Source organism: Paraburkholderia sp. 22099 (genome assembly GCF_052045835.1).
GTDB lineage: Bacteria > Pseudomonadota > Gammaproteobacteria > Burkholderiales > Burkholderiaceae > Paraburkholderia > Paraburkholderia terricola.
In genome coordinates this window covers 98426-111500 of sequence record NZ_JBQEPU010000017.1, presented here as the reverse complement: position 1 = coordinate 111500, position 13075 = coordinate 98426, and the positions used below count along the sequence as shown (strand labels likewise).

At 62.1% G+C, this 13075-nt stretch carries 10 protein-coding genes and 2 pseudogenes; 9 read left to right on the top strand and 3 right to left on the bottom strand.

All coding sequences use genetic code 11. The annotated features are described in order from the left end of the window. Positions 1-6 precede the first annotated feature (6 nt). Both ACTJLC_RS17800 and tdh read left to right on the top strand, forming a co-directional pair. Positions 7-1206, top strand: a complete 1200-nt coding sequence (locus ACTJLC_RS17800; protein WP_310130759.1) for a glycine C-acetyltransferase — start codon at positions 7-9, stop codon at positions 1204-1206. An 11-nt stretch (positions 1207-1217) separates the two neighbouring features. After that, complete coding sequence (gene tdh, locus ACTJLC_RS17795; RefSeq protein ID WP_083081862.1) at positions 1218-2249, top strand: L-threonine 3-dehydrogenase; 1032 nt, start codon at positions 1218-1220, stop codon at positions 2247-2249. Between the two features lie 46 nt (positions 2250-2295). On the opposite strand, the gene ACTJLC_RS17790 is transcribed toward tdh, so the two are convergent. Next, positions 2296-2946 carry a YceI family protein gene (locus ACTJLC_RS17790; protein ID WP_083081860.1) on the bottom strand — a complete coding sequence of 217 codons (651 nt, stop codon included), beginning with the start codon at positions 2944-2946 and terminating at the stop codon, positions 2296-2298. A 114-nt stretch (positions 2947-3060) separates the two neighbouring features. Here ACTJLC_RS17790 and ACTJLC_RS17785 point away from each other — a divergent pair. The 3 genes and pseudogenes from ACTJLC_RS17785 to ACTJLC_RS17775 form a co-directional block, all read left to right on the top strand. Continuing rightward, a pseudogene (locus ACTJLC_RS17785) lies at positions 3061-3734 on the top strand (TetR/AcrR family transcriptional regulator); the annotation flags it as partial. 16 nt (positions 3735-3750) lie between these two features. Continuing rightward, positions 3751-4230 carry a nuclear transport factor 2 family protein gene (locus ACTJLC_RS17780; RefSeq protein ID WP_073429632.1) on the top strand — a complete coding sequence of 160 codons (480 nt, stop codon included), beginning with the start codon at positions 3751-3753 and terminating at the stop codon, positions 4228-4230. A gap of 225 nt (positions 4231-4455) precedes the next feature. Beyond that, on the top strand, positions 4456-4974 hold the full coding sequence (locus tag ACTJLC_RS17775) for a hypothetical protein (protein ID WP_083081859.1): 519 nt from the start codon (positions 4456-4458) through the stop codon (positions 4972-4974). Positions 4975-5098: 124 nt separating this feature from the next. On the opposite strand, the pseudogene ACTJLC_RS17770 reads toward ACTJLC_RS17775, so the two are convergent. Next, positions 5099-5570 (bottom strand): annotated as a pseudogene (locus ACTJLC_RS17770) (BCCT family transporter); the annotation flags it as partial. Positions 5571-6585: 1015 nt separating this feature from the next. Between ACTJLC_RS17770 and ACTJLC_RS17765 the strand changes: the two are divergent. Beyond that, positions 6586-7281 (top strand): DNA alkylation repair protein, encoded by a 696-nt coding sequence (locus ACTJLC_RS17765; protein WP_083081857.1) that lies wholly within the window; start codon positions 6586-6588, stop codon positions 7279-7281. Positions 7282-7302: 21 nt separating this feature from the next. On the opposite strand, the gene ACTJLC_RS17760 is transcribed toward ACTJLC_RS17765, so the two are convergent. Next, positions 7303-9075: a phospholipase D-like domain-containing protein gene (locus tag ACTJLC_RS17760; RefSeq protein ID WP_083083019.1), complete on the bottom strand. Its 1773-nt coding sequence runs from the start codon at positions 9073-9075 to the stop codon at positions 7303-7305. Positions 9076-9352: 277 nt separating this feature from the next. Between ACTJLC_RS17760 and ACTJLC_RS17755 the strand changes: the two genes are divergently transcribed. The 3 genes from ACTJLC_RS17755 to ACTJLC_RS17745 are packed head-to-tail and all read left to right on the top strand — an operon-like array spanning position 9353 to position 13068. After that, entirely contained in the window at positions 9353-11743 is a 2391-nt protein-coding gene (locus ACTJLC_RS17755; protein ID WP_073429628.1) for a HAMP domain-containing protein, read from the top strand. Positions 11744-11788: 45 nt separating this feature from the next. After that, a complete protein-coding gene (locus tag ACTJLC_RS17750; protein ID WP_073429627.1) occupies positions 11789-12511 on the top strand; it encodes a methyl-accepting chemotaxis protein in 723 nt (240 codons plus the stop codon). An 8-nt stretch (positions 12512-12519) separates the two neighbouring features. After that, a complete protein-coding gene (locus tag ACTJLC_RS17745; protein WP_073429626.1) occupies positions 12520-13068 on the top strand; it encodes a hypothetical protein in 549 nt (182 codons plus the stop codon). Positions 13069-13075: the final 7 nt, after the last annotated feature.

Here is a 13075-nt window from a genome sequence, read left to right as displayed (position 1 = left end):
TGGTTCATGCGTGACCTTTACCTCGCTCATTTGCGCGGCACTCTCGAGCAGATCCGCGCCGACGGCTTCTACAAGAACGAGCGCGTGATCGCCAGCCCGCAATCGGCGGACGTGCGGCTCGCCAACGGCCGCGACGTGCTGAATTTCTGCGCGAACAACTATCTGGGCCTCGCCGACGACGCACGCCTGATCGAAGCCGCGAAACAAGGTCTGGATAACGACGGCTTCGGCATGGCCTCGGTGCGCTTCATCTGCGGCACGCAGACCGTGCACAAGGAACTCGAAGCCGCGCTCGCCGCGTTCCTGCAAACCGACGACTGCATCCTCTACTCGAGCTGTTTCGATGCGAACGGCGGCCTGTTCGAAACGCTGCTCGACGACAACGACGCGATCATCAGCGACGAGCTGAATCACGCGAGCATCATCGACGGCGTACGGCTTTCAAAGGCAAAGCGCTTCCGCTACAAAAACAACGACCTCGCCGATCTTGAAGCCCGTCTGAAAGAAGCCGACGCCGCTGGAGCACGCTTCAAACTGATCGCGACCGACGGCGTGTTCTCGATGGACGGCATCATCGCCAACCTCGCCGGGATTTGCGATCTCGCCGACCGCCACGGCGCACTGGTGATGGTCGACGACTCGCACGCGGTGGGCTTCGTCGGCGAACACGGGCGCGGCACGCCGGAACATTGCGGGGTGCTGTCGCGCGTGGACATCCTCACCGGCACGCTCGGCAAAGCGTTGGGCGGGGCATCGGGCGGCTACGTCGCGGCGCGCAAGGAGATCGTGGAATTGCTGCGGCAGCGTTCGCGTCCGTATCTGTTTTCAAACACGCTCACGCCGAGCATTGCCGCCGCATCGCTGAAAGTACTCGAACTGCTGGCAAGCGAAGAAGGCGCTCAACTGCGCGCCCGCGTGCGGGAAAACGGCGCGCATTTTCGTAGCGCGATGAGCGCGCTCGGCTTCACGCTCGTGCCCGGCGAACACCCGATCATTCCCGTGATGCTCGGCGACGCGCAACTCGCGTCGAACATGGCCGATGCGCTGCTGAAGGAAGGCGTCTACGTGATCGGCTTCTCGTTCCCGGTGGTGCCCAAAGGCCGCGCACGCATCCGCACGCAGATGAGCGCAGCGCACACGTCGGAACAGATCGATCGCGCCGTGAATGCATTTGCGCGCGTCGGCCGTCAACTCGGTGTGATCTGAAGGAGGCGCATATGAAAGCATTGGCGAAACTCGAACGCGCACCGGGCCTCACGCTCACGGACGTCAAGAAACCCGAAGTCGGCCATAACGACGTGATGATCCGCATCACGCGCACGGCGATTTGCGGCACCGATATTCACATCTGGAAATGGGACGACTGGGCGCAAAAAACGATTCCGGTGCCGATGCACGTCGGGCACGAATACGTGGGTGAAATCGTCGAAATGGGCCAGGAAGTACGGGGCTTTGCGATCGGCGATCGGGTGTCGGGAGAAGGACATATCACATGCGGCTTCTGCCGTAACTGTCGCGCGGGACGCCGGCATCTGTGCCGCAATACGGTGGGCGTCGGCGTGAATCGCGAAGGCGCGTTTGCCGAATATCTGGTGATACCGGCGTTCAACGCATTCAAGATTCCGCCGGAAATCTCCGACGACCTCGCCGCGATTTTCGACCCGTTTGGCAACGCCACGCATACGGCGCTGTCGTTCAATCTGGTCGGCGAAGACGTGCTGATTACCGGCGCCGGACCGATCGGCATCATGGCGGTGGCGATCGCCAAACATGTGGGCGCGCGTAACGTGGTGATCACCGATGTCAACGACTATCGCCTCGAACTCGCGCGCAAGATGGGCGCGACACGTGCGGTGAATGTGTCGCGCGAATCGTTGCGCGACGTCATGGCCGATCTGCACATGGCCGAAGGATTCGATGTCGGGCTGGAAATGTCGGGCGTACCGAGCGCGTTCACGAGCATGCTCGAAGCGATGAACCACGGCGGCAAGATCGCGTTGCTCGGCATTCCGCCCGCGCAGACCGCGATCGACTGGACCCAGGTGATCTTCAAGGGCCTCGAAATCAAGGGCATTTACGGCCGAGAGATGTTCGAAACCTGGTACAAGATGGTGGCGATGTTGCAAAGCGGTCTCGATCTGTCGCCGATCCTCACGCACCATTTCAAGGTCGACGACTATCAGCAGGCATTCGCCACGATGCTCTCGGGCGAGAGCGGCAAGGTGATTCTCGACTGGACGGCCGCATAGACCGAAACGGCCACGAACGGCTAACCATCAAACGCCCGCACCGCGCTCACCCGCCTGCGGGCGTTCTTCCGAACTCGGCCTGAATCCGCACGTGGATATCGTCGCCGACGGCCGGATACCACGTCGACAAACCAAACTTCGCGCGGCTGAAGCGACCGTCGGCCGAAAAACCGAGCGTGTCTTTTTTCGTGAGCGGATCGCGCGCGAAGCCGTTGAAAGTGACATCGAGCGTGACCGGCTGCGCGACGCCGTGAATCGTCAGATCGCCGGTCAATGTGCCGCGCGATTCGCCGGTGCGCTCGAACCGCGTGCTGACAAAACGGATCTCCGGATAACGCGCTACGTCGAGCATGCTGGTGCTTTTCACCATTTTGTCGAGCAGCGGCACGTTCGTATCGATGCTCGCGGCGTCGATCGTTATCGCCGCGGTGCTCTTCTGCAAACCGCCTTCGTTCCAGTCGAGCTGACCTTGCTTGCGATCGAAGCGCATCGTAAAGCGCGAGTACTTGAAGTGATCGACGTCGAAGGTGATGCTGCAATGATCATGGTCCAGATCGTAGCGCCCGGCCGGCACGCGCGTTTCGTTCTGGCTGACCGAGTGCGTGAGCACCTGTACGGGGGTGCAGGCCATCGCCGTCAGCAACGCTGCGCCCAGCAGCGCGCGCACGAGCGTGGCGCGAAGGATAAGGAGGCTCATGAATGAAGTCCGTTCCGGTTGACCGATCCTGCTCACGATAGCAGTTCGCGTGCTCGATCCGCAAAACCCGCGGAAAAACTTGACGAAGGAGAATGATCGTTCTACCCTTCGGGCATGCCTACCGAATCTCATCCTGATCCCGTGGCGCCCGGCAGTGCGCGTGATCGTCTGCTGGACGCTGCCGAAGCGCTGATCTACACCGGCGGCATCCACGCAACCGGCGTGGATGCGATCGTCAAGCAGTCCGGCACCGCGCGCAAGAGCTTTTACACGCATTTCGGATCGAAAGACGCGCTCATCGCAGCGGCACTTGAGCGGCGCGACGAACGCTGGATGAACTGGTTCATCGCGGGCACCGAGCGGCAGGGCAAGCGTGCGCGAAAACGCCTGCTCGGCATGTTCGATGTGCTGCGCGAGTGGTTTGCGTCAGCGGACTTTCATGGCTGCGCGTTTCTGAACGCCGCCGGTGAAACCGCTTCCGCCGACGATCCGATCCGGATCGTTGCGCGCGACCACAAGGAGCGCTTGCTTGCTTTCGTGCGAACTCAATGCGATGCATACGCTGCGGAGTCGCAAATGGACGCCCGCCGCGCCGCGCGTGTGTCGCGCCAGTGGTTGATCCTGCTCGACGGCGCTATCGCCGTCGCGCTGGTAAGCGGCGAGGCCGACGCCGCGCTCGACGCGCGCGCTACCGCCGAGGTTCTGCTCGACGCCGGGTGTCCCGGCGAGTCACGCCGATCCATAAGCAAGTCCCGAGGAAACCACCGCCATCACGGCGAACCGCAACCAGACTGAGGAACCATCATGGCCGATCCAATCGACACCCGCCCGCCGCTGCCGCCGTTCACGCGCGAAACCGCGATCCAGAAAGTGCGCGCCGCTGAAGACGGCTGGAACACCCGCGACCCCGAGCGCGTGTCGCTCGCCTACACACCGGACAGCGTGTGGCGCAACCGTGCCGAATTCACGCACGGCCGCGCGGAGATCGTCGGACTGTTGCGCCGCAAATGGGCAAAGGAACTCGACTATCGCCTCATCAAGGAATTGTGGGCGTTCACTGATAACCGCATCGCCGTACGCTTTGCCTACGAATGGCACGACGATTCGAACAACTGGTTTCGCTCCTACGGCAACGAGAACTGGGAGTTCGACGGGCACGGGCTGATGGCGCGCCGCCACGCGAGCATTAACGACCTGCCGATCCGCGAAGCGGACCGTCTCTATCACTGGCCTCTCGGCCGCCGCCCCGATGATCATCCGGGGCTGACCGATCTTGGTCTTTGAACCTTTCCTGAACGATTGGAGGTGAACGCGTGCCGCGCGTTCATCGCTCTGCCATCGGTTCTCCGTCAATGTTGTGTTTCCAGACTGAGGGCACGTCTTGTGCCCGCGTTTCCGGGCGCGTCCTCAACCTCGCCCATGCGGCTTGAGGTACAGTGCGCGACGGATGGCACGCACTCGTACCCGTAACATAGATGACGCCGGCGCGCGACCGGTGGCGGAGAAAACATGCATTTCCGGCAAATAAGAAAGCACATTCGACGCACGGCTCTCGCGCTCGTCGCAAGCGTGGCCGGCGTGTCTGCCGCGCATGCAGGCAACTGGTGCGAGGGCGGCGTATGGGTCGACGCCATGATCGGCTCGTATCACATCAAACCGGACGCAGGCACCGATTTCGAACCGTTCAATCCGGGCCTCGGCGTGGAATGCTGGCTCAACAATCAATGGGCGCTGACTGGCGGCGGCTTTCGCAACTCGCTGCGGCGGCCTTCCTATTATGGCGGCGGTGTGTGGGCGCCGGAGTTCGCGCACTGGGGCATCGTGCGAATCGCGGCGATGGGCGGAATCATTTCGGGCTACAACTACGGCGACTGGGGCCTCGGCCGCGACCATACGGTCGGACCGGTGCTCGCGCCACTCGTGATGGTGGAATACAAGCGCGTCGGGGCTAACTTAATCGTGATTCCACCGATCCCCTCGGACAACCTTCCGTTCACGATCGGGTTTCAGTTGAAGGTGAAGTTCTGAAGGCTGATCCCGATTCGCAAAACAGGTCGCGAGTTCTGGAAAACACTGGCGCTGGGCGTGGTCAGTTGTGATCGCCCATGCGCTCAGGCGGTAGATCTTTTGAGTAACGGTTAGTCTGTTCGCCGACTACATCAATCACGTCGTAGACGGCCCACGCGTGGAAGCCCCAATGAAAGAACGTGATCAGCATGGCTTCACGCGTCGCCGCGGGCGTGTCGCCAAGTGCGGTGGGCGGCTTCAGATAGTGCTGCATCGGCTCGCCGACACCGAAGTACATCAATCCGATACCCATACCTGCCGCAAATAGCATCGCGGTCCATGACTCAAAACTGAACTCTGGCCCGGCATCATCGGGGCCGAGGCGGATGTCGCCAAAACGGCTCGCGGGCACCACGATCAGGAATACGAGGAAGAGGGTGACGGCCAGCGTATAGAACCAGTCGAACTGACGGCTTATCCAGGCCCTGCGCATGCGCCCATAGCACGTTGGCTTCCTCTGGCCAGACAGCGCAGCGCAACAGCAATCCGCCGATGACCAGCAGCGAGGGAACGACGACGGGTGCGGACAGCGTAGTCGTGATACGCGCATTTTTGATGCCCTGATTCTGCACGATGAGCGATCTCCGTATGATGCCGTTTCGGACAGACAGCACCAGCGAGTTCAAGGCAGTCCAAATAATCTTGGATGATAGTGCTTCTGCACTACGTAAAAAGCATGGCAAGCGACGATATTAATTTGAGGTATACGGGACTCGTTGCGCCCCCCTCGGCTTCCCAAAGGTGAGCCATTCCAGGAGGTGAAGAATCGCCGCGATCGGCGCGCACCTTCGATAAGGTGAAGATCTCCAGGGAGTGCGCCTCCCAGCCGCTGAGGGTGATTCGCCGCGCGTTCAAAAACGCACTCGAGCGCGTCCCGGTGCACCGCCGATATCGTTGTTCCCCTTACATCCTCTTCCATATGCAAACAAAGCGTGAGCGCGCCGCACCGCGCCGAAAGGCGCACCCATACCGCCTGCGCTTTGCTGGACGCCGACGCTTGCCGCAGCCGGTTGCCACAACGATCGTTTTTCACACCGAGGTTGTAACGGCTCCGTAAAACATGATCTTTCGCGGATTGATACGTTGCGGGTGACACGTGCCGCCGCCAATCGGGAGACGGGTTCGCGTGACTATAGATATAGCGAAGGAGCAAAGCATGAAGAAGCTGTTGGCAATTGCGGCCCTGGCCGTGTTGAGCGCAACCTTGAGTGGATGTTGGTGGGGACCGCCGCCGGGTGGTGGCGGCGGTGGGCCTGGCGGCGGTGGCCCGGGCGGCGGCCGCGGCGATGGGCCGCATGGCGCGATCGTTATTCCTGACAGAGTTGGCAACGTCGCTCAGGGCTAGCCAGTCGGTAACCGATAGCGAGGGGTGTTCCGGTTCAAACGGAAGCTCAAAGGTGAGAAGGTTCGGGAGTCCGCGCGGTGAGAATAACGCTACCTGTCTGCGCACTTTGAAGTCAAAGGTGAGGGAATCCGGGAGCACTTGCCCGTCTCGATCAAATCGGCGATCGTTAACCGCAAACAGATAGACCATGCGATCCAACGCGGTTCAGATCGGGCAGTCATCGCGCAATGACACCCCATGCTTTCGGCAAGGAAATCAAGGCGGCGCTCGCCCCGCACGCCGACGCGCAGCGCTCGCTCGCGATGCGCGCCTGCATGCGAAACCAGTTCGCGTTCATCGGCGTGCCGGCGCCGTTGCGGCGGCAAGCGGTATCGCCGGTGTTCAAGCGGCTTCCCGCGGACAATGCCGGGCACTTGCTGGCCTGCGCCAATGTCTTATGGTCCATGCCGCAACGCGAATACCAATACGTTGCCACCGACCTGTTGGCGCGCAAATGGCAGGCGCTCGGAATTGCGGATATCGCGCATCTACTGGCAATCGCTCAACGAAACGCCTGGTGGGATTCGATCGATCCGCTCGCGGGCGTGGTCGGCGACGTGTTGAAAGCGGCGCGAGCACAGACCCCGCAGGCGCAGGCCGCGATGGACGCGGCGCTCGAGCATGAATTCCTGTGGGTTCGGCGCATCGCGATGCTTCATCAACTCGGCTGGCGCGAGCATACCGACGAAGCACGTCTGTTCGGCTACGCCCGTTCGTTGGCATCGGAAAGCGACTTCTTCATCCGCAAGGCGATCGGTTGGGCTTTGCGCGATTACGCGCGGCACGCTCCGGAGGCGGTGAGCGGCTTTCTGTCCGCTTCGCGCGACCTCATCTCACCGCTCACTGTGCGCGAGGCGTCAAAGCATCTGCCATCAATCCGCTGACGCCTCGCGTGCTGAACCAACTCAATCCGCGCCGTGCGCCAACGCGACGCGCGCCTTCGCCTCCGGGCTATCCGCGACGAAGTACTTCTTCGCCCATGAGCCGTTCGGCGCCAGCATCAAGCGCTGATGGGTGCCGCTGTTCTTTTCACGTATCGCCAACGCGCGCGCCCGATAGTGCTCGTAGAGCCGCAGGAATTCGGCGAGATAGGTGCCGGCAAGGCGGCGGTCGCGAATTTCCAGCAGGTTTTCGTCGTTGAAGTGTTCCGAGTTGTTGCTCATATTGGCGGAACCCGTGTAGACGACCGGATTCGCGCCTTCGGCGTCGATCACGAGAAACTTGTGGTGGATGATCACGGGCGCGTAGCCCGGCGCGCTCTCGCCGGGAAAGAGCCGCAGTTCGGGTTCGAATCCAGCGGGCACGGTGGCCGGCGAAAAGTATTCGGCATCGATCACATCGCGCTTATCGCGGCCGCGGTGATAAAGCTCCATGTTGGCCAATGCCGTGCTCGTGACGATCTGCCCGTTCTGCTGAGCCTTTTCCGCCGCTTCGGCGGATTGCGCGCTGATGTGATTTACGAGGCCGAACATCATTCGCCCTTTGTCGCCTGCCGCGAAACAGGCATCGCGCAGCGGCGCGTCGGTCGGCATGAAGAGACAAAACAACACGGAGTGCTTCGCCTTGCTGATTGCGTCGACGATGGTGTCGATCTGCAAACGCGAGTCCTTCGGTTCCGGCGAAAAACAGACGCGGACCTTCGCGGTGCCGATTTCGATCGAATCGGACCAGCCCGGCGCGAGCTTCGCCGTGGCGGCGATACTCGGGTTGGCGGCGAGGCTCTTCGCACGATCGCTGTAAAGCGCGGCGAGTTGCGGCGAATCGAACAGATGAAGCACGTTGGCCTGCTCGGTGATGCCTTCGGTGGTGAAGTTCGCCGACCCCGTCAGCACGCGCGCCGGCGTTGCCTCGCCGTTGCCGTCGTCCACGGCGACGAACTTGTCGTGCATGATGTGCGTCTTGTCGCGCGGCGCGAAGGTGGCGAGGTCGGCGAGCTGATCGACCGCTGGCTGATTCGGCGAAGGCGCGGGCGGCTTGCCCTTGCGCGCCACTTCATGCGAATCGTAGACGATCGCGAGCGACGCCTTGCCCTGCTGCTTGCCGAACGCTTCGAAAGCAGGAATCGCCCATAGCGGATCGGTGAGGTGATACACGGCCGAAGCCGCACGCCGCGCGTGAGCGAGCGTCAGGTCGAAAACGTCCTGCAAATCGTTCGCGAGCCACGTGCGCAGGCGCAACGCCTGGTCCGTCGTGGGAGCCGCATGCGGCGCAAGATGCAGCGCCGCGACTTTGCGCGCGAACGCCTGCGAACTGACCACGGCGCGGTTGAACCAGGTGCCGACCTTCGATTCGATATGCGCGGGCAGCGTTAACCTGCATTCGCCCTTTTGCGTGTCGAGCAATTGCGGCGCATCGGGCGTGCCGACAAACGGATAGACGAGATAAGTGAATGACGTTTCCCGATCGGCCTCGTCGATGCGCGCGTCCCACCACATGAATTTCTGAATCGGCGCCTCGTTCGAAGGCGCGTCTTTCTGCGTGTCCGGCACGGCGCCCTGGAACGTCAGGCGGTTCGGCAACCAACTGCTGGCTTCGCGCTCCTGTCCGTCGGCCGCGAAAAAACCCGGGCTCCGTTTGATTGCGAAGCCGAGGAAGTCTTCACGCGTGCCGCCTTCCGGCCAGTCGAAGGCAAGCAGCACGAGTGTCGGAGATAGATAGCTGCGAACGCTGACGCTCATCATTAGGCTCCTCGGTGACGGATGGTGAAGCTTTCAGTCTGGGCGCGCATTTTGTTGGAACGGTGAGAGACACGAATAAAGCGGCATCCATTAACGGCGCGGCATGCGAAAACTTTAGAAATTTATTCGGCGCTTTCGACCGCGCGCAAAACTCCGTAGTCATCGCTTAGTAACATGCGTCAGCAATACTCGGCGACGCTGCAAGTACGACCCATTTCGTAAAAAACGCGCTGCTCCGACGAGAGCCGACGCAAAGGCCACACCCCGGGGGTTTCACATGACTATCCGTCATCGCATCACGCTATTGGTGCTGTTGATGTTCGTCGCGTTGTCCGCGATCGGCGCTTACGCCGTCTATCAGACGCGCGGCAGCGCAGCAGAAGTGCGCAAGGTAACTGAAGGCGTGGTGCCCAGCGCGCTTGCCTCCGCCGACCTGGTATCGCAGGTCAAGGACGTGCAACTGGCCACGATGACGCTCGTGTATGCGCCCGACGGCGACGTGGTTGCGCAGGCTCGGGACGAACTCAGTAAGAAAAGAGTCTCGCTGCAACAGGCGCTCGCGCTCCAGGCCAGGGACGCCGCGAGCCACGCGCAAAAGGGTCTCGTCGACCAGGCCAACGACAGCCTGCGGAATTACTTTTCCGCCATCGCCGAGACGGCGAAAATGAAGGCCGCCGGCAAGAACGAACTCGCACAGGCGTATCTGTTCGCGAACGTCGCGCAGTATCGCGATGAGCTTGAAGGCATTGTCGAAACGTTGCGGGTCGAGAAAAACCGCGAGAAAGACGAAGCGATCACCGCGCTGAACGCCACGCTCGCGACCACCACGACGGCCATCGCGATCGTTACCGGCATCGCGATCATTCTGCTGACTTCGATCGGCTCGCTGCTTTACCGTCAGATCACGCGCCCGCTCAGCCGCATGCAGGCAATGATGAGCGAGATCGCATCGAGCCAGGATTTCACGCGGCGCGTGCCGGTAGGCCGGCTCGACGAGATCGGCCATTCGATCGTCGCCTTCAATGGAATGATCGAAAAGATCCGGGAAAGCTCCGCGCAACTCAAGCAGAAAACTGCCGACATTCAGGCGATGTTGCAGAACATGCAGCAGGGCATTCTGACGGTGATCGACGGCGCCGTGATCCACGCGGAGTACTCCGCGTATCTGGAAGACATCTTCGAAACGAAGGAGATCGCCGGCCGTGGCCTCATGGATCTGGCGTTCTCGGAGACCGATATCGGCCTGGACGCGCTTTCGCGAATCGATGCCGCGGTGCATGCGTGCCTTGGCGAGGATTGCATCAACTTCACGTTCAATCAGCATTTGCTGGTAGGCGAGATTTCGAAGCGCATGCCCGACGGCCGCGTGAAGATTCTCGACCTGAGCTGGTCGGCGATCACCGACGAAAACGACGTCATCGTGCGCCTGATGCTCTGCGTGCGCGACGTCACCGAACTGCGCAAGCTCGCGGCTGAAGCGAGCGAACAGCGCCGCCGTCTCGACATGATCGGCGAGATTCTCGCGGTGAGCGAAGAGAAGTTCCATCACTTCATTGAAAGCTCCGCAGGCTTCATTAGCGAGAACGAGCGGATCATCCGCAAGCATTCCGAGGCGGACCACGCGGCGATTGCCGAACTGTTCCGCAACATGCACACGATCAAGGGCAACGCACGCATCTACAACCTGCAGCATCTGACCAACGTCGTTCATGAAACGGAGCAGAGCTATCACGAACTGCGCCAGCCGGATGCGGACCGCCCGTGGGACCAGGAGCATTTGATGCGGGAGTTGACGCGCGTGCGCGAGGCCATCGAGAGCTACGCGAGGATCAACGAACAGAGTCTCGGCCGCAAGGGCAAAACCGGCGTGAACGATGCCGGTCACGCCGGACGCTATGTGATGGTCGAGAAGGAGCACATCCAGCGCACGCTGGGCATGCTGGATCGAACCGACGCGAACGAGCTTCAGGAATTGCAATCGATGCGCGACGCGATGCGCAAGACCTTGCTCGCGCTAGGCAGCGAAAGCGTGCGTGACGCGCTGTCCGGCGTGCTGGATTCGCTGCCGTCGCTCGCGAGCGAACTGGGCAAGCCGGCGCCGGTCGTGCACATCGACGACAACGGGTATCGTCTGCGCGGCGCGGCGGGCCGCACGCTGAACGACGTGTTCATGCACCTGCTGCGCAATTCGATGGACCACGGCATCGAAACCGCCGAGACTCGCAGCGCTCAAGGCAAGACACCGGCCGGCACGATCGGCATCGACGTGGGCGTGGACCGCGGCGCCCTACAGATCACACTTAGCGACGACGGCCGCGGCCTCGCGCTGGAACGCATTCGCGGCATCGCACTCGAGCGCGGCTGGATTCGCGCGGACGAACCGCTGGGCGACGAAGCAATCGCCGAATTCATTTTCCGGCCCGGCTTCTCGACTGCGGAAACGATCACGGAGGTTTCGGGCCGCGGCGTCGGCATGGACGCGGTCCGCGATTTCCTCGAGCGCGAAAACGGCCGCATCGAATTGCGTTTCACCGACGATCGAAAGGGCGCAGCGTTCCGCCAATTCCAGACGATCGTGTGCCTGCCGGATAGCGTCGCCGTCGATACGCTCGGCGCGGACGCGCGCGGCGCCGCCAGCGAACTGCGACTCGGTGCGATCGCCGGCTGAGCGCCCAATGCGATTGCGTCGCGACGAACTACAAAAGGATGAGCGGTGATTCAACAGTATGTATTGGCGACCGTGGCAGGCAGCGCGGTGACCGCGCTGTTGGCGTTGGCCGCGCACAAGCTGCAATCCGCGCGGCTGATAGCCCGCCTGCGCGCCGAAGCGCAAGCCAGCGCCGATACGCTCAAGGCCGAACAGTCGGACCGCGCCGAAGCGATCCGCGAACCCGAGCAGGCCGCGCAACACCTGGAAGCGTTGGCCGCGCAATTGCGCGACGAGCTTGCGCAGCAGTCCGCAAGCGCGGACGAACTGCGCGCGGCGCTGAAAGCCGCCACCGACGATAAGGACCAGTGGGCCGGTCAGGCGCAACGGATCGCGGGCGAAGCGGCGCGACTGAAGCATCTCGGCGCGACGTTCGAGCGCTGGCACGAACAGATGATCTCGCTGATGACGCAGAACCACGACATGCACGCGAAGAACCAGGAGCTGTCGTCGATCGTTCGGCATGTGGTGATCGTGTCGCTGAACGCGTCGATCGAAGCCGCGCGCGCGGGGCCGGCCGGCCGTGGCTTCGCGGTGGTGGCGAGTGAGGTGCGGGCGCTGGCTGCACGCTCCGAAGAACTTTCAAAGAGCTATCGCGACAGCCTGCATCGCAACGATTTGACCATCACGTCGACGTTTCAGGACATTCAGGCGGGCGGCAAGATGATCGCGGCGTCGCTGGCCAGCGTCGAGTCGCTGGCCAACCGGTTTAGCTCGACCTTGCATTAGGGGCGGATGTGATTACGGCACAAGCCAGGGACAGCTTCGAGCGCATTTTCCGCAAGGCCGCGCAGGCCCGCTTGCCGATCGAGCCGGGCGATACGTGCGAGATCGCGCCGGTCGGCGCCGGCGACGCCACGCGCACGGATGCGATGAAGGGCGCTCAGGTGGTCGTGCTGACCATCTCGTCGATCGTGTTCCGGCTGCTGCTGATCCTGCACTTCGACGAAAACGACGCCACGCGCGGCTATTACCTGAAAGACGACGTCGAGCGGCCTTTCCAGGAAGTCTTTCTGGAAATCTGCAATCTATGTTGTGGCGCGATGAATCAGGAACTGCTGCGCTATTTCCCCGACCTCGGCATGTCCACGCCCTATGTGCTCAGCGCGCACTGCTTGCCGTATCTGCGGGAATTGAACCCGGACTTCGTGTCGGCGTATTCGGTCACGCTCAACGGCTCCATGCAACTCGCCGCGACGATCTGCGTGTGCGCCGATGCGCCGGTCGACTTCGTCGCGGATACGAGTGCGATGGAAGAAACCAGCGGCGAGCTGGAGTTGTTCTAGGTGTAGT

Coding starts and splice junctions, on each gene's coding strand:
- ACTJLC_RS17800 (WP_310130759.1), top strand. CDS start 7: ATGCGTGACCTTTACCTCGCTCATTTGCGCGGCACTCTCGAGCAGATC.
- tdh (WP_083081862.1), top strand. CDS start 1,218: ATGAAAGCATTGGCGAAACTCGAACGCGCACCGGGCCTCACGCTCACG.
- ACTJLC_RS17790 (WP_083081860.1), bottom strand. CDS start 2,946: ATGAGCCTCCTTATCCTTCGCGCCACGCTCGTGCGCGCGCTGCTGGGC.
- ACTJLC_RS17780 (WP_073429632.1), top strand. CDS start 3,751: ATGGCCGATCCAATCGACACCCGCCCGCCGCTGCCGCCGTTCACGCGC.
- ACTJLC_RS17775 (WP_083081859.1), top strand. CDS start 4,456: ATGCATTTCCGGCAAATAAGAAAGCACATTCGACGCACGGCTCTCGCG.
- ACTJLC_RS17765 (WP_083081857.1), top strand. CDS start 6,586: ATGACACCCCATGCTTTCGGCAAGGAAATCAAGGCGGCGCTCGCCCCG.
- ACTJLC_RS17760 (WP_083083019.1), bottom strand. CDS start 9,075: ATGAGCGTCAGCGTTCGCAGCTATCTATCTCCGACACTCGTGCTGCTT.
- ACTJLC_RS17755 (WP_073429628.1), top strand. CDS start 9,353: ATGACTATCCGTCATCGCATCACGCTATTGGTGCTGTTGATGTTCGTC.